This window comes from Ensifer sp. CCNWLY38, assembly GCF_037120565.1.
GTDB lineage: Bacteria > Pseudomonadota > Alphaproteobacteria > Rhizobiales > Rhizobiaceae > Ensifer > Ensifer adhaerens_H.
Genome location: NZ_JBBBBO010000016.1, coordinates 107,178 through 124,011, shown reverse-complemented (window position 1 = coordinate 124,011; position 16,834 = coordinate 107,178). Strand labels below are relative to the sequence as shown.

22 protein-coding genes are annotated in these 16,834 nt (G+C 63.2%); 11 read left to right on the top strand and 11 right to left on the bottom strand.

Annotated elements, in window-relative coordinates:
• Window positions 1–61 precede the first annotated feature (61 nt).
• A complete protein-coding gene (locus V7S54_RS28740; RefSeq protein WP_065374348.1) occupies window positions 62–1,084 on the top strand; it encodes a substrate-binding domain-containing protein in 1,023 nt (340 codons plus the stop codon).
• A 19-nt stretch (window positions 1,085–1,103) separates the two neighbouring features.
• Here the strand turns inward: V7S54_RS28740 and V7S54_RS28735 are convergent, their stop codons facing one another.
• Together V7S54_RS28735 and V7S54_RS28730 are read right to left on the bottom strand one after the other, a co-directional pair.
• Complete coding sequence (locus tag V7S54_RS28735) at window positions 1,104–1,445, bottom strand: DMT family transporter (RefSeq protein ID WP_065374349.1); 342 nt, start codon at window positions 1,443–1,445, stop codon at window positions 1,104–1,106.
• A 17-nt stretch (window positions 1,446–1,462) separates the two neighbouring features.
• A complete protein-coding gene (locus V7S54_RS28730; RefSeq protein ID WP_065374350.1) occupies window positions 1,463–2,023 on the bottom strand; it encodes a TetR/AcrR family transcriptional regulator in 561 nt (186 codons plus the stop codon).
• Between the two features lie 139 nt (window positions 2,024–2,162).
• On the opposite strand from V7S54_RS28730, the gene V7S54_RS28725 reads away from it, so the two are divergent.
• On the top strand, window positions 2,163–2,555 hold the full coding sequence (locus tag V7S54_RS28725; protein WP_065374463.1) for a globin domain-containing protein: 393 nt from the start codon (window positions 2,163–2,165) through the stop codon (window positions 2,553–2,555).
• 6 nt (window positions 2,556–2,561) lie between these two features.
• The gene (locus V7S54_RS28720) at window positions 2,562–2,930 is read left to right on the top strand and encodes a DUF423 domain-containing protein (protein ID WP_065374351.1); all 369 of its coding nucleotides are present in this window, start codon (window positions 2,562–2,564) and stop codon (window positions 2,928–2,930) included.
• A gap of 94 nt (window positions 2,931–3,024) precedes the next feature.
• On the opposite strand, the gene V7S54_RS28715 is transcribed toward V7S54_RS28720, so the two are convergent.
• The 5 genes from V7S54_RS28715 to V7S54_RS28695 form a co-directional block, all read right to left on the bottom strand.
• Entirely contained in the window at window positions 3,025–3,339 is a 315-nt protein-coding gene (locus V7S54_RS28715) for an antibiotic biosynthesis monooxygenase family protein (protein ID WP_065374352.1), read from the bottom strand.
• A 172-nt stretch (window positions 3,340–3,511) separates the two neighbouring features.
• Window positions 3,512–3,781 (bottom strand): hypothetical protein, encoded by a 270-nt coding sequence (locus tag V7S54_RS28710; protein WP_065374353.1) that lies wholly within the window; start codon window positions 3,779–3,781, stop codon window positions 3,512–3,514.
• Between the two features lie 28 nt (window positions 3,782–3,809).
• Window positions 3,810–4,223 carry a DUF2325 domain-containing protein gene (locus tag V7S54_RS28705; RefSeq protein WP_065374354.1) on the bottom strand — a complete coding sequence of 138 codons (414 nt, stop codon included), beginning with the start codon at window positions 4,221–4,223 and terminating at the stop codon, window positions 3,810–3,812.
• A 209-nt stretch (window positions 4,224–4,432) separates the two neighbouring features.
• The gene (locus V7S54_RS28700) at window positions 4,433–5,347 is read right to left on the bottom strand and encodes a cell envelope integrity protein TolA (protein WP_065374355.1); all 915 of its coding nucleotides are present in this window, start codon (window positions 5,345–5,347) and stop codon (window positions 4,433–4,435) included.
• A 76-nt stretch (window positions 5,348–5,423) separates the two neighbouring features.
• On the bottom strand, window positions 5,424–5,861 hold the full coding sequence (locus tag V7S54_RS28695; RefSeq protein WP_065374356.1) for a hypothetical protein: 438 nt from the start codon (window positions 5,859–5,861) through the stop codon (window positions 5,424–5,426).
• A 208-nt stretch (window positions 5,862–6,069) separates the two neighbouring features.
• Here V7S54_RS28695 and hemP point away from each other — a divergent pair, with 208 nt between their 5' ends.
• From hemP to V7S54_RS28660, 7 genes are all read left to right on the top strand, one after another.
• Window positions 6,070–6,249 (top strand): hemin uptake protein HemP, encoded by a 180-nt coding sequence (gene hemP, locus V7S54_RS28690; RefSeq protein ID WP_176907420.1) that lies wholly within the window; start codon window positions 6,070–6,072, stop codon window positions 6,247–6,249.
• A 10-nt stretch (window positions 6,250–6,259) separates the two neighbouring features.
• Window positions 6,260–7,321, top strand: a complete 1,062-nt coding sequence (locus tag V7S54_RS28685; RefSeq protein ID WP_065374464.1) for a hemin-degrading factor — start codon at window positions 6,260–6,262, stop codon at window positions 7,319–7,321.
• A gap of 20 nt (window positions 7,322–7,341) precedes the next feature.
• The gene (locus tag V7S54_RS28680) at window positions 7,342–8,292 is read left to right on the top strand and encodes a heme/hemin ABC transporter substrate-binding protein (RefSeq protein WP_065374357.1); all 951 of its coding nucleotides are present in this window, start codon (window positions 7,342–7,344) and stop codon (window positions 8,290–8,292) included.
• Window positions 8,279–9,397, top strand: coding sequence for a FecCD family ABC transporter permease (locus V7S54_RS28675; protein ID WP_065374358.1), 1,119 nt, complete (start codon window positions 8,279–8,281; stop codon window positions 9,395–9,397). Before V7S54_RS28680 ends, V7S54_RS28675 begins: the two co-directional genes overlap by 14 nt.
• An 8-nt stretch (window positions 9,398–9,405) precedes the next feature.
• Window positions 9,406–10,197, top strand: coding sequence for a heme ABC transporter ATP-binding protein (locus V7S54_RS28670; protein ID WP_065374359.1), 792 nt, complete (start codon window positions 9,406–9,408; stop codon window positions 10,195–10,197).
• Window positions 10,198–10,398: 201 nt separating this feature from the next.
• The gene (locus V7S54_RS28665; RefSeq protein ID WP_065374360.1) at window positions 10,399–10,767 is read left to right on the top strand and encodes a DUF883 family protein; all 369 of its coding nucleotides are present in this window, start codon (window positions 10,399–10,401) and stop codon (window positions 10,765–10,767) included.
• Window positions 10,768–10,866: 99 nt separating this feature from the next.
• Window positions 10,867–11,298, top strand: coding sequence for a hypothetical protein (locus V7S54_RS28660; protein ID WP_065374361.1), 432 nt, complete (start codon window positions 10,867–10,869; stop codon window positions 11,296–11,298).
• 43 nt (window positions 11,299–11,341) lie between these two features.
• On the opposite strand, the gene V7S54_RS28655 is transcribed toward V7S54_RS28660, so the two are convergent.
• From V7S54_RS28655 to V7S54_RS28645, 3 genes are all read right to left on the bottom strand, one after another.
• On the bottom strand, window positions 11,342–12,844 hold the full coding sequence (locus tag V7S54_RS28655; protein WP_065374362.1) for a sensor histidine kinase: 1,503 nt from the start codon (window positions 12,842–12,844) through the stop codon (window positions 11,342–11,344).
• 213 nt (window positions 12,845–13,057) lie between these two features.
• Window positions 13,058–13,612, bottom strand: a complete 555-nt coding sequence (locus tag V7S54_RS28650) for an RNA polymerase sigma factor (RefSeq protein ID WP_065374363.1) — start codon at window positions 13,610–13,612, stop codon at window positions 13,058–13,060.
• Between the two features lie 8 nt (window positions 13,613–13,620).
• A complete protein-coding gene (locus V7S54_RS28645) occupies window positions 13,621–13,815 on the bottom strand; it encodes a NepR family anti-sigma factor (protein ID WP_058320782.1) in 195 nt (64 codons plus the stop codon).
• 135 nt (window positions 13,816–13,950) lie between these two features.
• On the opposite strand from V7S54_RS28645, the gene V7S54_RS28640 reads away from it, so the two are divergent.
• Window positions 13,951–14,745, top strand: coding sequence for a response regulator (locus V7S54_RS28640; protein ID WP_057249067.1), 795 nt, complete (start codon window positions 13,951–13,953; stop codon window positions 14,743–14,745).
• A gap of 477 nt (window positions 14,746–15,222) precedes the next feature.
• Here V7S54_RS28640 and V7S54_RS28635 read toward each other — a convergent pair whose 3' ends face one another.
• Window positions 15,223–16,806, bottom strand: coding sequence for an FGGY-family carbohydrate kinase (locus V7S54_RS28635; protein WP_065374364.1), 1,584 nt, complete (start codon window positions 16,804–16,806; stop codon window positions 15,223–15,225).
• Window positions 16,807–16,834: the final 28 nt, after the last annotated feature.

The window sequence follows — 16,834 nt, the reverse complement described above, 5'->3', positions numbered from 1 at the left end:
GTTACCGGCAACGAAGGTGTATACTTCTGGGACCGGGCTAGGCTGAGGAAACGCATACCGAATGAAACTGAGGGAGTTCGCACAACAACTGGGTCTTTCGCCAACCACCGTCAGCCGAGCGCTGAGCGGCTATCCCGAGGTCAGCGAAAAGACGCGCAAGCGCGTGGCCGAAGAGGCAACCCGCCTTGGCTATCGTCCGAACATCAATGCCGTAAGGCTCGCCACCGGTCGCGCCGGCGCCATCGGCGTCGTCATGGGGCGCTCCGGCGAATTCCATTTCTCCGAATTCATGGGCGGCCTGGCCGAGCGGCTCGGCACCGAGGACATCGACATCCTCGTCAGCCCGATGGATGACAAGAACCCCACGGGCGAAATCCAGCTTTACAGCCGGCTCGCTGTCAGCGGCCGTGTCGACGCGGTGATCGTGCATTCACCGGAGCCGAACGACGAACGCATTGCCCTTCTGCACAAGCTCGGCATGCCCTTTCTCGTGCACGGTCGATCTGATATCGACGTGCCGCATGCCTGGCTCGATATCGACAATGAGGGCGCCATCCGCCGCGCGACCTCGCATCTCATCGATCTCGGCCATCGCCGCATCGCCATGATCAACGGCAGGCAAGGACGCACCTTCTCGCTTCACCGCGACAAGGGCTACCGCGATGCGCTGCAGGCGCGCGGCCTCCCGTTCGATCCGCGCCTCGTCGCCCACGGCAACTTCACCGACGAACTCGGTTTCCGCTTCGCACGCTCCTTCCTGGAACAGACGCCGCGGCCGACGGCCTTCGTCGCAGGCTCAATGATGACGGCCCTCGGCATCTATCGGGCGGCGCGGTCCATGGGCCTGGAAATCGGTCGCGAAGTCTCGGTCATCGCCCATGACGACGTGTTCCCCTACCTGACCGCCGAAAACATGGTGCCGTCGCTTTCGGCGACCCGCTCGTCGATGCGCGCCGCCGGCGCACGCTCGGCCGATCTCGTGCTGCAGCTTCTCTCAGGCAGGCCGACCGAAGAGGTTCACGAACTCTGGCCGGTGGAGCTGATCCTGCGGGAATCGACCGCACCCCCGCCAGAGGGCGCCTGAGGACTGGCCGCCGACCGCCTCAGTGGAAGGTAGACTTGGAGAACAGGTTGAGCACAACCACGCCGGATATGATGAGGCCCAGCCCCAGGATCGCCGCCAGGTCGAGTTTCTGCCCAAAGGCGAAGTAACCGACGAGCGAAATCAAGACGATCCCGAGCCCGCTCCAGACCGCATAGGCGATGCCAACAGGGATGAAGCGCAGCGTATAGGACAGGAAGAAGAAGGCGATCGCGTAGCAGATCACCATGATCACCGTCGGTCCCAACCGGGTGAAGTGCTGGGCCGCCTGCATCGCGGAGGTGCCGAGCACTTCGAAGACGATCGCCGCAACCAGGACGGTATAGAGCATGGCGGGGTTCATGGGGGACTCCATCCGGGTTACTGCGCCGAAAGCGCCTTGAGATTTTCAACGAGACCGGCCCGCGCCCCGGCGTCGAGATCGTGGCTCTGCATCAGATCCGCCAGCCAGACGCCGTCGCAGGCAAAGCGGGCAAGCACGCAGCCGGTCGAGGCGTCCGTGTCTGCGAACTCTGTCGATCGCCGGCTGACCCAGTCGCGCCAGCGGCTTTTTAGATGCGGCTCGGCAATGAGCGCGATCGTCAGCATGCGCCAGCCCGGCACATCGGTGGCGGGATCAAGCGCGAAGCAGACGTCGATATAGGCACGGGTAAACCGCCCCATCGCCACCGGATCGCACGCCATCGCCGCCTCGATCTCACGATCGAACCGCGTCACCAGATCGTCGAACAGCCCGTCCAGCAGAGCGAGTTTGTTCGGGAAGTGGTGCAGCAGCCCACCCTTGCTGACGCCCGCCGCCTGCGACACGGCATCGAGGGTGATGCCTGACACCCCCTGCTCATGCGAAAGGCGTGCGGCAACCTCCAGCAATTGCTGGCGCACCTGTTCCGGTTGTTTCTTGCGGCGATGAGCTTCGGTCATGCTCCATAAAGATACCGTCTGGACGGTTTGTCAAGAGGGACCTTGATCGACCGCGATGAAACGCCGCAAACCGGTGCTCTTAAAATCGTTGTTCGCCCCGTCGCCGCGCGCTAGGACCGACAGAATGAAGGACGCGAGCATGGCGGAAACGGAAACCACGACCCTCTACAAAGCGATCGGCGGCGACCCGACGGTTCGCGCACTCACGCGCCGCTTCTACGAGCTGATGGACACGCTGCCGGAAGCGGCGCGATGCCGCGCCGTGCATCCGCCGGATCTTTCCGGCAGTGAAGAGAAATTCTACGAGTACCTGACCGGCTGGCTTGGCGGACCGCCTGTTTATGTCGAGAAGCGCGGCCATCCGATGCTGCGCCGCCGCCACTTCGTCGCCGAGATCGGCCCCGAGGAGCGGGACGAATGGCTGCTCTGCTTTACCCGTGCGCTTGAAGAAACGATCGCCCATCCGAAGCTGAGGCAGATCATTCTCGACCCGATCACCCGCCTCGCCCTTCATATGCAGAACAAGGAATGACCTGACATGTCGCACAGCGGATTTCGCGCAACGACGCTTTTTGTTGCCGGCTTGATGGGCCTGACCGGCGTTGTCTGCGCGGCGGCTGCTTCGCACGGCGACGATCCAAGATTGATCGCCGGCATTTCCGCGATGTGCCTGGCGCATGCCCCGGCCTTGGTCGCGCTCTACGCCGCCTGGCCGAGCTTTCGCACGGCGGCCGTTGCGGCCTTGCTGATCGCTCTCGGAACAGCACTGTTCTCGGCAGATCTCGCCATGCGCCACATCTCGGGCCACGGCCTGTTCCCGATGTCCGCTCCGCTCGGCGGCACGACTGTTATGGCGGGCTGGCTTGCCGTTTCCCTCGGCGCCTTCCTGCCGCGAAAGACAGCCTGAGAAAAAAATTCACCTCCCGGATGGCCCCATCCGGGAGGTGAATGGAACATACAATCAAAAATTTACGCGGCCGACTGCGCACGAAGCCGCATGATCAGGCGCCTTCGACAGCCGAGAAGCCTTCGAACTTCGGCGGACCGAGATACATCGCCTTGTTCTCGCCGGCATTCCTGTGCGCCGCACGAAAATTCTCAGACTTCGTCCAGGCCGAAAAGGAATCCCTGTCCTTCCAGACTGAATTCGAAACGAAGAGCGTGTAGCCCTCCTCCGGCACGCTGTCGCCGCGCAGCAGGTGGAAGGAAACGAAGCCGGGCATCTCCGACAGGCCGGAATCGCGCCCCTTCCACACGGCCTCGAAGGCCTCCTCGTGACCGATAGCAATACGGAAACGGTTCATGGCAACGTACATCTTGGTCTCCTATAGCGTTGCGCGTCTTTTAAGACGCGCAAAGGTCCCTGTCGCACTTTGAACTGCTGCATAATCCCGGACGGAAAACCGCTTCGCACTTTTCCTGGAATTGCTTCCTGAGCTTCCGCAATCCCGGACGGAAAACCGCTTCGCACTTTTCCTGGAATTGCTCTTAGGCGCTTTCCTTCTTGCGGGCGGCGTCGTTTGCTGCCCGCGGAAAGGCGAGGATAGTTCCTTCCTTCGGCTCTGCAAGACCGAGAGGGTCGCGAACCGGCGGGCGGGCCTGCCAGGTTGGAAACTCGGCGACATTGGCATTCTCGTCCAGCATGCGCGCGCGGCGCGTCAGGATCTCGTAGAGTTCAGGCACCAAGCCATCGCCATGCTGCGCCGCCAGCTTGTGCAGACCGATCATCATGCACAGGTCAGGACGTTCTTCGTTCATTCCACACTCTCGTCTTGTCTTGGGAGGATTACCGCTCGTCGCGGCTGGTGGTGAGGTCCTGAAGTGCCCGCTCCAGGCTCGATTTCGAGCCGTTGCGCAGCGGCACGAAGGCCTTGCCCCACTTCTTGCAGCCGGTCTTCACGCGAAGACATGCATCATGGCTGATGCAGTCGATCGGGCAGAAAACGCAATCGACGGACGGCAGAACCCGGTCGATGCGCGAAACGGCTTCGCGGAGACCGCCATCATGGTGAAGCAACTCGGCGCCAAAGGAGCTAGCGATTTCGCGCAGATGCGCCACCTGACAATCGCGGCCGCCGACATAGAGAAAACTGCGCCCTTCGAGCGTTGCCTTGCCGGCCTCCTGGCGGGCTTCGGTCGGTTCTGAACCCGAACGACCCTTGCCATTCTTCGCCGCATTCTGGTGACGCTTGCCGCGCATGCAATCCTCTCCGCCTGATCGTGCGACAAGGGCCTTCACAGGCAGCCGGTCGCATCGGGACATCATCTCGACACACACCCTTGGGCTGCGTGACGAGCGCAACCTATTAAACTTGATAAACGGAGTAAAGTATAAACATGAGTTTTCTCATCATATTTTTTCAACCAAATCCCGGCCCGCACAAATGAGCATACGGAACGGCGCCCGCCTCAGCGGACGCTGGCAACCATCGGAACGATGAAGGATTTGGAGCTCGGCCCCCCGGCAGGGAAGGCCGGGAACGGCGCCGCATTGCGCACGGCATCGACGGCTGCGTCGTCGATGGCGGGAGAACCTGAGCTGCCGGCGACGTTTACCCGGGTCAGCTCACCGTTGGCGGTCAATGTGAAGCGGACGGTCGCCGTGCCGGAAACGCCTTCGCGCCTTGCCGAAGACGGCACCTTGAATCTCCGCATGATCTTCCTGCGGACCTTGCCGTCATAATTTTCCATATTGGCATTGCCGACCTCGGATGCGCGGCTGTTGCCGGTCGCGGCTGCGGCACTGCCGCTTTCCTGGCCGTCCTGCTTGCCCTTGACCTGGTTCTGCGCCTGCTCGCCCTTGTCACCCGTCTTCTTGCGGGTCACTTTCTTCTTCTTGACCGGCTCCTTCTTCGGTTCCGGCTTTTCTACCTTCTCCTTCTTGGGCTCTTCGATCTCGGGTTTTTCTTCAGGCATCACGGTTTCGACCGGCGCAACACTCGCCGTCACGACGGCCTCGGCGACCTGGAGGGTCGGCATCTCTTCAGCCGGCAAGATCACGTCAGCCTCGGTCGCGGTTAGATCATGCGGCTGTTCGGCAACGATTTCCTGAGTTGTCGAGGTGAGATCTTCGACTGGCGACATCTCCTCCGGCTTGACCTCGTCCGGAACGTCCTCGGTCGGCTCGACGATCTCCGCCGGATCGCCGGATTGTAGCGTCTCTTCAAAGGCGTCGCCAAGGACCGCGACCTCGGTCGCCTCTCCGCCAAGCATGAGGGCATGCTCTTTTTCCGGCGGCCTTGGGCCAAACAAGGTAGCAAGCACGACGCCATGCGTTGCAAGCGAGATGATGGCGGCCCCAGCCCAGATGACGATACGCTTCATTACAGCCTTACCTTCGCCGCACCGGGCGGCGCAAACTTCACGCTCCGAAAGAGCGGCCTCACTCAGCCCCGTTCGTTCAGCCCTTGAGTTCCACCGCCGATTTCGAGCCGGTCTTGATCCCGCTCATGCAGGCGCCCGGCTGCACGCCGTCGCCGACGCAAGCCGGCGCATCATTGATCAGCAGGCTCTTCACCGCATCACAGTTGGTACCGGGGAGATCAAACTGGCGAACCTTGGTCTTGCCGGCGGGCAGATCGCGGAAGTCAAGCACGGCCATGCGCTCGACGAGGCCCTTCTGGTCGAAGATCACGAACTCGAAGGAAACCTTGCTCAGCGACTGCGCAAGCGCGTTGCCGGCGACGAAGGTGAGCTTGCAACCCTTCTGCGACGGCGCAACGTCGTTCAACTCGATCGTCAGCCCGGCGGCGGGCACAGCCTCCTGGGCGTTGACACTGCCCGCAGCGATAAGGGCCGCAAGAGCAGCGGAAACAACTGGAAGGCTGGAAAACTTCATATCGACATCACCCCAAAGGTTGCAGCGAACCACCGAACGAGACCCGCACGCCCTTGTCCACAAGCCGGCAATAACTAACTTGAGTGCAGAAGTCCGGTATTGCGTCCATAAATAAATATGAGTAATGAAGTCAAGATAGTAAACGAATTGCACGGCAGGAAATGCTGTAAAAACAGCGCGGCCTGCCCTCTCGAAACGGCCAAACGCAGTGACCAACGACAGTGACCTTGCACGCCCATCCGAGCCGCCGATCCAGGCCGGGCGCGCGCAGCGGATTATCGAAAGTCGCGAACTTTTCGGCAGCGAAAACGAGATCCTCATTTCCCACGACGGCGCGATCTACCGCATGAAGATCACCCGCCAAGGCAAACTGATCCTGAACAAATAGGCAGATGAAAATGACCGAGAGCCTCCGCCCCACTCCTTCCGAAATCCGCGCCTATCGCGCCGAGAACCCGAAGATGCGCGAGCGTGATATCGCAGCCCAGCTCGGTGTTTCCGAAGCCGCTCTCGTTGCTGCCGAATGTGGGTTGACCGCCGTGCGCATCGATGCCGATGCCAACCGCTTCCTGTCGCGCGTCGAGGAACTCGGCGAAGTCATGGCGCTGACCCGCAACGAAAGCGCGGTCCACGAGAAGATCGGCGTTTACGAGAAGATCACCACCGGCGAGATGGCGAGCATCGTGCTCGGCGAGCAGATCGACCTGCGGGTTTTCCCGAGCGCCTGGGCGCACGCTTTCGCCGTGACGAAGACGGACGACCAGGGTGAAGCCCGCAAGAGCCTGCAGTTCTTCGACAAGTGGGGCAATGCGGTGCACAAGGTGCATCTGCGCCCGGAATCGAACGTTGCCGCCTATGACAAGATCGTCGCGGACTTCCGTCTTGACGACCAGACGCAGGAATTCGCCGTCGACGCCAGCGTGCCGGCAACCGACGACAAGCCGGAAACCGTGGTCGATGTCGTCGAACTGCGCGACCGCTGGACGAAAATGACGGACACGCACCAGTTCCATGGCATGCTGCGCAAGCTGAAGATCGGCCGTCGCCAGGCGCTCAGCAACATCGGCGAGGATTTCGCCTGGCAGCTCGACCCCTCCAGCATCGAAGCCATGATGCGCGCGAGCGCCGAAATCGAACTGCCGATCATGTGCTTTGTCGGCAACCGCGGCATGATCCAGATCCATTCCGGTCCGATTGCCAAGATCGCGCCGATGGGCCCGTGGCTGAACGTCATGGACCCGACCTTCCATCTGCATCTGCGCACCGATCACATCGCCGAACTCTGGGCCGTGCGCAAGCCGACGGCCGACGGCCATGTCACCTCGATCGAGGCGCTCGACGCCAAGGGCGAGATGATCATCCAGTTCTTCGGCAAGCGGAAAGAGGGTCTCGCGGAACGGCCGGAATGGCGCTCCATCGCCGAAGGCCTGCCGCGTCTCGACACGACTGTCGCCGCCTGAGGACAGGATAGGATACTCAGATGATCAAGGGTCTCGACTTCCGTCGCCTTCGCCGCTGGGAACTGGCGCTCGCCGCCTTCGCCCTTTCGGCTCCCTTCCTGTTGCCGGCGGTGGCACCCGGTGCCCCCTCCTTCATCCGGCCGGCGATGGCCGAGGACATGCAGAAGACCGACGTCTCGCGCGTCGTTTCGGTCGGCGGAGCGATCACCGAGATCATCTATGCGCTCGGCGAGGAAGGTCGCCTCGTCGGTCGCGATTCCACCAGCACCTATCCGGAGGCGGCAAAGGCGCTGCCGGATGTCGGCTACATGCGCCAGCTCGCACCGGAAGGCATCATCGCCGCCAACCCGAGCGCGATCATCGCCGTCGAAGGCAGCGGCCCACCAGAGGCGCTGGCCGTGCTGAAGGAGGCGAATATCGCCTTCACCAGTGTGCCGGAAACGTTCGACAAGGCCGGCATCCCCGCCAAGATCCGCGCCGTCGGCACCTTCCTCGGTGTCGAGGAAAAGGCCGAAACCCTGGTAAAGAGCGTCGAGGCCGATCTCGATGCGGCAGTCTCCGAGAATGCCGCCCGTCCGGAAGCCGAACGCAAGCGCGTGCTCTTCATCCTGAGTACGCAGGGCGGCAAGGTCATGGCCTCGGGACAGGGAACCGCCGCCAACGGCATCATCGAACTCTCGGGCGCCATCAACGCGGTCGGCACCTTCCCCGGCTACAAGGCACTGACCGACGAGGCGATCATCGAGGCCAAGCCCGATGTCATCCTGATGATGGACCGCGGCGGCGAACATTCAGCCAAGGCGGACGAACTCTTCGCGCTTCCGGCGCTCAGCCTCACGCCGGCCGCCAAGAACAAGGCGCTGATCCGCATGGACGGCCTGCACCTGCTCGGCTTCGGCCCGCGCACTGCAAGCGCCATCCGCGAACTGAATGCCGCAATCTACGGGAAGAAGGCCAATGCCTCGCAGTGAGGCATTGGACCGCGGCATGCGCCTGACCGCTTTTGCCGCCGATATCCGCAAGGAATGGCGCTCGGGCAACCGCTCGCGGCTGGCGCGTCTCGTCATCGCCGCCCTGATCACGTTTGCGGTCGCGACCTTCGTCGGCTCGATCATGACCGGTGCCGCCGATGCATCGCTCGCCAACGTCTGGCGCTGGCTGATGGGTGAGGCCGATCAGGCCCTGAGCATCCGCGACCGCATCATCATTCTCGATATCCGCTTGCCCCGCGCCGTGCTCGGCATGCTCGTCGGCGCTTCGCTCGCCGTTTCCGGCGTCGTCATGCAGGGCCTTTTCCGCAATCCGCTGGCCGATCCTGGCCTCGTCGGCGTGTCATCGGGCGCGAGCCTCGGCGCCGTGCTGCTGATCGTACTTGGAACCGCCGCCTTCGGGCCGCTCTTCGCGCTGTTCGGCTTCTATGCGTTGCCGGTGGCGGCTTTCGTTGGCGGCCTTGTCACGACGCTGCTGCTCTACCGTATCGCCACTCGCGGTGGCCAGACGTCGATTGCCACGCTGCTGCTCGCCGGCATCGCGCTCGGCGCGCTGACCGGTGCGGTCACCGGCGTTCTCGTCTTCAGAGCCGATGACAAGCAATTGCGCGACCTGACCTTCTGGGGGCTCGGCTCGCTGGCGGGGGCCAACTGGACGAAGATCCTGGCTGCGGCGCCGATCATCGTCGCTTCGCTCGCCGTTACCCCTTTCCTGGCGCGCGGGCTAAATGCCATCACGCTCGGCGAAGCGGCCGCCTTCCACATGGGCATTCCCGTCCAGCGGCTGAAGAACATCGCAATCGTCAGCGTCGCCGCGGCAACCGGCGCGTCCGTCGCTGTCAGCGGCGGCATCGGCTTCGTCGGCATCGTCGTCCCGCATCTGCTGCGTCTCGTCATCGGCCCCGATCATCGCTACCTACTGCCCGCCTCGGCGCTGCTCGGCGGCACGCTTTTGATCCTCGCCGATATGATCGCACGTACCATCGTCTCCCCGGCGGAACTGCCGATCGGCATCGTCACCGCCTTTATCGGCGCGCCATTCTTCCTCTGGATCCTGCTGCGCGGCCGTTCGAACATGGGACTCTGAGCGAAGGCATGATCAACGTCTCCAATCTTTCCGTCCGCCTCGGCGGGCGACCTGTCATCCACGGCGTCTCGCTCGAGGCGCTGCCCGGCGCACTGACTGCCATCGTCGGCCCGAACGGCTCCGGCAAGACCACGACGCTGAAGGCGATCTCGGGTGAGCTGTCGCCGTCGAACGGAACGATCCGCATCAACGGCCGCGACCTGCGCGGGCTGAAGCCATGGGAGCTCGCGCTGATGCGCGGCGTGCTGCCCCAATCGACGGTCATCTCCTTCCCGTTCACCGTGCGCGAGGTTGTAAGATTGGGCCTTGCCGCCGGTGCCAATGCGGATCCCGCCGCGCACGACCGGGTCACGGCCGAGGCGTTGGAAGCGGTGGACCTCGCCGGCTTTGCCGGGCGCTTCTACCAGGAACTGTCGGGCGGCGAGCAGCAGCGCGTGCAGCTTGCCCGCGTCCTCTGCCAGATCACCGATCCGGTCATCGACGGCGAGCCGCGCTACCTGCTGCTCGACGAACCCGTTTCGAGCCTCGATATCCGCCACCAGCTCGGGATCATGCAACTCGCCCGCAAGTTCTGCGAGCGCGGCGGCGGGGTCGTCGCGGTGATGCACGACCTCAACCTGACAGCCATGTTCGCCGACCGAATGGTGATGATGAAGGCCGGCAAGGTCCGCGCCAGCGGTGCACCCCGCGAGGTCCTGACCGACGAGACGATGGAAGCCGTCTTCGGCTGCCGCATGCAGGTGGGTGTCGCGCCGGCACCGCACGTGCCGTTCGTCCTGCCGCAGACAGCATCGCTCTGACGCCACGCCCGCGGATCCGGCAGATGCCCATTGGGGCCTCCGGATTTCCCGAGCCTCAACACCAAGATTTATCGAAACAATTTCCGCACTTGTGCGTTGTTCTCCCGAAGCGCCGGCAAGGGCCTCTAGTTGTGTCCGCCGGTTCCGTCAGACAGCGCCGACCGTTCGCGGCCGGCGCATGCGTGAAAGGGAGTATCCATCATGGCGCCTAGCCTCTTCTCCGGCTCGAGCTCGCGATCGACAAAAAGCAACGGCAAGCTCGCCGATATCTCCATCGAGGAACAACTGGGCGAGCTGCGCAGTGACGTGGCAACGCTCGTCGCATTGCTCGCCGATCGCGGATCGGCCGCCACAAAGCAGGCACGCGGCAAGGCGCACGACGCCCGTGAACAGGCCGAAGCCGGCATCAGCGAATTGCTGGCAAGCGGCGAAGACCTGTTGGCCGAACTTCGCGACCGTTATGCCGGCACGGAAAAACAGGTTCGCCACGCAGTTCGCGAGCATCCCATCGCCACACTCGGCGCGGCCGCTTTGATCGGCCTCGCGGTGGCAGCATTGCTTCGCCGCTGACGTGCAATCGGCCGAACCTGGCTCGCGGGCAAGAGCTCGCGGTACGGGGCGGGGTGATCCCGCTCCAATTCTGAGGGTCGATCACGACGGGAGTAACGCATGGGACCATTGACGGCCGCCCTCGCCAGCCTCTTGGCCGCCGATATCGGCGCCGCCGCCTCTCGTGTGAAGCGCAATGCAGCCCTATGGAGCGTCATAGGGCTGTTGCTCGTCACCGCCTATGTCTTCGCGCTCGCCGCCGCCTTTCTTTATCTCAGCGCGCGCTATTCCCCGGTCGCGGCCGCGGCTGCAATCGCCGGCGCCTTGGTCGTCACCGCGCTGGTGCTGGTTGGCATCCTCGTCTCTCTGCAGAATCGTGACCGGCGGCGCCAGGAAGAACGCCGCCGTCGCACGCAAATGCAGACCAATCTGACCCTGCTCGCAGCAGCCGGCATCCTGCGCAAACAGCCGCTTCTCGCCGTCGCGACGGCTGTTGCGATCGGCGCGCTTCTCGGCACCGGCAAGCGACGCCGACGCAAACACGACGACTGATGCACGCAGCAAGCCAGTCGTCTCGATGGCGGGTGAGGTCCCGTTAGAGCGGCAACCGGATCAGCGCCGTCACCCCGGCGGGGAGATACTCCACCTTCACCGAACTGCCCAGCACCTTGTCGAGGCTGCGCTCGATGAGGATGGAGCCGAAGCCGCGCCGCTTTGGCTCGCGCACCGGCGGCCCACCGACCTCGGTCCAGGTGAGATGAAGAACGGTGTCGCCGTCTTCGACGACGTTTCGCGCCGTCAATACGACCTTGCCTTTCGGCACCGACAGCGATCCGTACTTCACGGCGTTGGTTGCAAGCTCGTGCAGGACCAGCCCGAGACCGACGGCCTGGTCGGGACCGAGCGACACTTCGTCCTTGTGCAGTTCGATCTGGTCCGCATAGGCGCTCACATGCGGCAGCAGTTGCTTGGCGATCAGGTCGGCAAGACGGATGGTGCCCCACTCATGATCGGAGAGCAAACCATGCGCCTCGGAGATCGCCTGCAAGCGGCCGGCAAACGCCGTCATGAATTCGGCCGGGTCGCTCGTCTGGCGAAGCGTCTGGCGCGCAAGCGATTGCAGCATGGCCAATGTGTTCTTGACCCGGTGATTGAGCTCCTTGAGCAGGAGCCGGGTGCGCTGCGCCGAAGCCTGCTGGTCGGTAACATCGATCGTCACCCCGATGAAGGTAAGCGGATTGCCCTTGCCGTCCCGGTCGTGCACGCGGCCGCGGCCAAGCAGCCAGCGACCGGTATCGCCAATGCGGAACATGCCGTCATATTCATCGTCAGCCTTCATCGCCTGGCGAAGCTTGGCGAAAGTCGCGCCGCGATCGTCGACGTGGATCGCGCCGAAGATGTCCCGGGCACCGACCGAACGCTCGGCCGAAAGTCCGAACATGCGTTTCAATGCGCTGTTGCAGGCGATCGCACCTGAGCGGATATCCCAAAGCCAGCTGCCGATATTCGCCGCTTCGAGCGCCATCGCGTGCCGCTGCTCCTCACGCGACAACGCCGCCTCCTTTAGCGCGCGCCGACGGGCTTCGTCCTTCACCTTGAAGAGCGAGGCTGCGAGCGCGGCAAGCCGGCACAATTGGTGAATGAGCGGTTGCGACACCTCGGCACGCGGCTTGTCGTCGAACACACAAACCGTGCCCACCGCCTGCCCCTCGAGCACGATCGGCGCACCGGCATAGAAACGCAGAAATGGCGGCCCCTTGACCTGTCGATGGCGCGCGAACCGCGGATCGGTGGAAGCGTCGAGCACGACGAGGCTGGCGTCGGCCGCCGCGGTCACATGCGGACAAAACGCCTCTTCGGATGGGGCACGGGTCTCGGCGGTGCCGACGGCCGCCTTGAACCACTGCCATTCGCGGTCGATCAGCGTCACCAGTGCGATCTGAGCGTCGAAAAGCCCGGCAGCAATTTCGACGATCCCGTCGAAATCCCGGTCCGGAACGGCCATGTCGGGCACGGTCGCATGCAGAACGCCAAGACGCTCGGGCGCGTCGAGCAGCCTCGTCACGGGCGGGTCCGTTTTCTCTGTCCTCACGTGCATACGGTCTCAATTCTCAATCTGAACGAGATGAGGAAGCCCTGGCGATCTACCCGCATCCCGCTCGATTCTGAAGCGTCTCGCCCCAAAATCGTCATCACTGCGCATTCGTCAGTCGATGCCAGCCGTCACGGCATGTCCCCTGTGGGCTCAAGCCGCCAGTGAAAGCAGGACACCGCCACTTTTGCAACGGTGTCCTGCCCGAAATTCCTTCGCTCAGGAGATGAAGGCCCGCGACGTGATCGGAGCCGAGGTTTCATCCGGCCCGTAGTCGTTTTCACCCTTCACCTGCAGGATATCCTGCAGCCGCTGACGCGCGCGGTTGACCCGGCTCTTGATCGTGCCAAGGGCACAGCCGCAGATCGTCGCCGCCTCCTCGTAGGAGAAACCGGAAGCTCCGACCAGGATGATCGCTTCGCGCTGGTCCGGCGGCAGCATGTCGAGCGCGCGCCGGAAATCCTGCAGGTCGAGCGAGCCGTATTGCTCGGGATGATGGGCCAGCGACTCGGTGAAGTGGCCGTCGGTATCCTGCACCTCGCGCCCGCGCTTGCGCATCTGGCTGTAGAGCTCGTTGCGCAGGATCGTGAAGAGCCAGGCCTTCATATTGGTGCCCATCTCGAAATGGTCCTGCTTCGCCCAGGCCTTCATGATCGTGTCCTGCACCAGATCGTCGGCACGGTCGTGGCGACCGATCAACGACATGGCGAAGGCACGCAGGCTCGGCAAGGCGGCAAGCATCTCTCGCTTGAAATCATTTTTTTCGGACGACATTCTGGCACTTACTCCCTGCCCTGCAGCGCAGATTGCTGCTCGGCTGCGTCGAGCTTTTCCAGAAGATCGAGAAAACGCGCGGGTATCGCCTCTTCCTGCACGGACTGATAAAGCGCTTTCAGCTTTGCTGCGATCTGCGCATTTGGGTCTTCTGTCCATAAGGTCGTGCCGGTAGTCCGCCCTGCCCCTGTTTTATATTTCATTGTCAAACTGTCGCTTTCGAGTGTCCATAGCCGCCATAACGCAGCGGAAAATTGAAATGTTCCCTCGCGGAACCTTTTTTTACGTCCGGCGTTCTCGCAACGTCACCGTAGAAAGATACTCGAGGGAGTTCCCCTATGACATTGTCCACGCGGATCGCACCGCTTCTGCCGTATCTGCGCCGTTATTCGCGCGCGCTGACCGGCTCGCAGACATCAGGCGACGCCTATGTCGCTGCCGTTCTCGAAGCGCTGATCGCCGACACGTCGATTTTCCCGGAAGCGAGCAATGATCGCGTTGGCCTGTTCCGGCTCTTCACCTCACTTTTCGGTTCCTCGTCCGTGCTTGTGCCGGAACCGATCTCGCCTTTTGCCTGGGAACAGCGCGCATCGATCAATCTCGCAACCGTTTCGCCCCTTGCCCGCCAGGCCTTCCTGCTGGTCTCGGTCGAAGGTTTTCGTCCCGAGGAAGCCGCCGAGGTTCTCGACGTGTCCACCGATAAGGTCGGCAGCCTGCTCGACCGCGCCTCGCAGGAAATTTCGCGCCAGGTCGCGACCGATATCATGATCATCGAGGACGAACCGCTGATCGCCATCGATATCGAACAGATGGTCGAGAGCCTCGGCCATCGGGTCACCGGCATCGCCCGGACGCGCGACGAAGCGATCGCCCTCTACAAGAGGACGCGGCCAAGCATGGTGCTTGCCGATATCCAGCTCGCCGACGGCAGCTCGGGCATCGACGCGGTCAACGACATCCTGAAGACGAGCGCCATTCCGGTGATCTTCATCACCGCCTTCCCGGAACGGCTCCTGACCGGCGAGCGGCCGGAACCGACCTTCCTGGTCACCAAGCCGTTCAACCCGGATATGGTCAAGGCACTGATCAGCCAGGCGTTGTTCTTCAACGAATCGACCAAGGCGGCGGCCTGAGTGCAACCTGCATGTTTCCTTTGATCGCAGCCGGTCAAAGGCAAGAACATGCAGGTCATTCAAAGTGCTACAGCGTCGCGCGTCACAAAGGGCCGCGACGCCGTAGTCCATTTTGCCGTTTCGTCGAAGCGGCGAAATGACCGGGTTTCCCGAAATCAGCCATTCCTGACATTGCGCCAGCTCCCGATATTCGCGCGAAGGCACACTCGCCGGCACGACTTCATGTCAACCGGCCTCATCCCGCCGTTTCACATTTCCCGCAGCATCTCTTTGGCTTACCCCGGAAACACGACAGCCAGTGCCGAGGGAAGGCACTGGCTGGTATGTGCAACTCACTCGGGGAGTGTGAGTTGTAGGCCGGCGGTCTGCCTCCGGCGCGGCATTGGGGGCTATGCGCGCCACCGTCCGGTCGCAAGCAGAATGCGCGACGGGGCAAAAGGTTCCAAGCGCCCGCCCTGACCGTTTCGGCCTACCGCTTCACTGCATCTTGTCGAGTTCATCACGATGGCGGTAGAGCGCCAGGAAGCGGCGGTAATCGCGGTCATAGGTGCCGCGAACACTTGTATTCGGCAGGCGCTCGTGCCCCTCCGACGCCATTCCTGCCCCTGCGGCGGCGAGATCCCGGTGGATGCCGCCGGCAACCGCAGCCGCCATCGCCGTGCCGAGCAACACCGCGTCCGGCGCCTGCGGCGCAACCACACGGCATCCGGTGACATCGCAGTAGAGCTCCATCAGAAGCGCGTTGCGCACGTGGCCGCCGGTGACGTGGAGCGTGTCGAGCTGGTAGCCGACCTCCCGCATCATTTCCAGGATGTGACGGATGCCGAGCGCGATCGCGACGCAACTGCGCCAATAGAGACGGCAGAGCGCATCGAAGGAGGAATCGAGCGGCAAGCCGCTGATAACCCCGAGCCCATGCGGGTCGGCGAGCGGCGAACGGTTGCCATGGAAATCGGGAAGCACGTGCAGGCGATCGGCGAAAGCGGCGCCCTGCTCGGCGCGCAGTTCCTGCACCCGGGCGATGATCCGGCCGTGCGTCTCTGCCGTTGGTTCAAGGCCGCCGCCATGCAGCCGCACGATATGGTCGAGCAGCGCACCTGTCGCCGATTGCCCGCCCTCGATCAGCCAGGCGCCCGGAAGAACCGCTTCGTAATAGGGGCCCCACATGCCGAAGCCCGGCTTCATGTCCTTGGAAAAGGCGACGATGCAGCTCGATGTACCGGCGATCAGCGCGAGTTGTTTTTCAAGCTTCTCCGGCTTCCCGATGAACCCGCCGACGACGCCGAGCGCACCGGCATAGGCGTCGATCAGACCCGGCGCCACCTGGCAGGCTTCGTCGAGCCCAAGCTCTGCGGCGGCCGCAGCGCTCAAATGACCGATCGAGCCTCCGATCGGCAGCGTTTCTTCCGGCAGCCCGCCGCGTTCGATGAGATCTTCAAGCCCGATCTTTTCGAGATAGTCCGGCTGCCAGCCGCGCTTCTCATGCGCCAGATAATTCCACTTCGCCGTCAGCGTGCAGCGCGAACGCGCAGCGCTCCCCGTCGCCCGCCAGGAAAGATAGTCGGCCAGATCGAAGAAGAAACCCGCCTTCTGCCATTGTTGCGGCAGATTGCGCTTCAGCCACATCAGCTTCGGCATTTCCATTTCCGGCGACATCACGCGGCCGGAGAAGTCAAGCACCGGATGGCCGGTCGCCGTGCAGAAATCTGCCTCGGCGAGCGCCCGATGGTCGAGCCAGACGATCGTGTCCCACCGCGCCTCGCCCTTGCGGTTGACAGATAGCGGCTCGCCTTCGCGGTCGCGCACCACCAACGAGCAGGTGGCGTCGAAGCCGATCGCGGCAACGCTTACAGCGGCGATCCCGGCCTTGCTCTTGGCCGCCTGGACCGCGCCGCAGACGGCGCGCCAGATATCTTCGGAATCATGTTCGGCGTGGTTTTCTTCCGGCCGGTTCATAGTGATGGGCAAATCGGCACGCGCAAGCAGCGTGCCCTTCCGGTCAAAGATACCGGCGCGCGCACTGCCGGTGCCGACATCGACCGCAACGACGAATTCACGCATCAATGAAAGTCCCGCCCCTCTTGTCCCT

Excerpts from the sequence above, each read along its gene's own strand:
- V7S54_RS28740 (WP_065374348.1), top strand. The coding sequence starts at position 62 with ATGAAACTGAGGGAGTTCGCACAACAACTGGGTCTTTCGCCAACCACC.
- V7S54_RS28735 (WP_065374349.1), bottom strand. The coding sequence starts at position 1,445 with ATGAACCCCGCCATGCTCTATACCGTCCTGGTTGCGGCGATCGTCTTC.
- V7S54_RS28730 (WP_065374350.1), bottom strand. The coding sequence starts at position 2,023 with ATGACCGAAGCTCATCGCCGCAAGAAACAACCGGAACAGGTGCGCCAG.
- V7S54_RS28725 (WP_065374463.1), top strand. The coding sequence starts at position 2,163 with ATGGCGGAAACGGAAACCACGACCCTCTACAAAGCGATCGGCGGCGAC.
- V7S54_RS28720 (WP_065374351.1), top strand. The coding sequence starts at position 2,562 with ATGTCGCACAGCGGATTTCGCGCAACGACGCTTTTTGTTGCCGGCTTG.
- V7S54_RS28715 (WP_065374352.1), bottom strand. The coding sequence starts at position 3,339 with ATGTACGTTGCCATGAACCGTTTCCGTATTGCTATCGGTCACGAGGAG.
- V7S54_RS28710 (WP_065374353.1), bottom strand. The coding sequence starts at position 3,781 with ATGAACGAAGAACGTCCTGACCTGTGCATGATGATCGGTCTGCACAAG.
- V7S54_RS28705 (WP_065374354.1), bottom strand. The coding sequence starts at position 4,223 with ATGCGCGGCAAGCGTCACCAGAATGCGGCGAAGAATGGCAAGGGTCGT.
- V7S54_RS28700 (WP_065374355.1), bottom strand. The coding sequence starts at position 5,347 with ATGAAGCGTATCGTCATCTGGGCTGGGGCCGCCATCATCTCGCTTGCA.
- V7S54_RS28695 (WP_065374356.1), bottom strand. The coding sequence starts at position 5,861 with ATGAAGTTTTCCAGCCTTCCAGTTGTTTCCGCTGCTCTTGCGGCCCTT.
- V7S54_RS28685 (WP_065374464.1), top strand. The coding sequence starts at position 6,260 with ATGACCGAGAGCCTCCGCCCCACTCCTTCCGAAATCCGCGCCTATCGC.
- V7S54_RS28680 (WP_065374357.1), top strand. The coding sequence starts at position 7,342 with ATGATCAAGGGTCTCGACTTCCGTCGCCTTCGCCGCTGGGAACTGGCG.
- V7S54_RS28675 (WP_065374358.1), top strand. The coding sequence starts at position 8,279 with ATGCCTCGCAGTGAGGCATTGGACCGCGGCATGCGCCTGACCGCTTTT.
- V7S54_RS28670 (WP_065374359.1), top strand. The coding sequence starts at position 9,406 with ATGATCAACGTCTCCAATCTTTCCGTCCGCCTCGGCGGGCGACCTGTC.
- V7S54_RS28665 (WP_065374360.1), top strand. The coding sequence starts at position 10,399 with ATGGCGCCTAGCCTCTTCTCCGGCTCGAGCTCGCGATCGACAAAAAGC.
- V7S54_RS28660 (WP_065374361.1), top strand. The coding sequence starts at position 10,867 with ATGGGACCATTGACGGCCGCCCTCGCCAGCCTCTTGGCCGCCGATATC.
- V7S54_RS28655 (WP_065374362.1), bottom strand. The coding sequence starts at position 12,844 with ATGCACGTGAGGACAGAGAAAACGGACCCGCCCGTGACGAGGCTGCTC.
- V7S54_RS28650 (WP_065374363.1), bottom strand. The coding sequence starts at position 13,612 with ATGTCGTCCGAAAAAAATGATTTCAAGCGAGAGATGCTTGCCGCCTTG.
- V7S54_RS28645 (WP_058320782.1), bottom strand. The coding sequence starts at position 13,815 with ATGAAATATAAAACAGGGGCAGGGCGGACTACCGGCACGACCTTATGG.
- V7S54_RS28640 (WP_057249067.1), top strand. The coding sequence starts at position 13,951 with ATGACATTGTCCACGCGGATCGCACCGCTTCTGCCGTATCTGCGCCGT.
- V7S54_RS28635 (WP_065374364.1), bottom strand. The coding sequence starts at position 16,806 with ATGCGTGAATTCGTCGTTGCGGTCGATGTCGGCACCGGCAGTGCGCGC.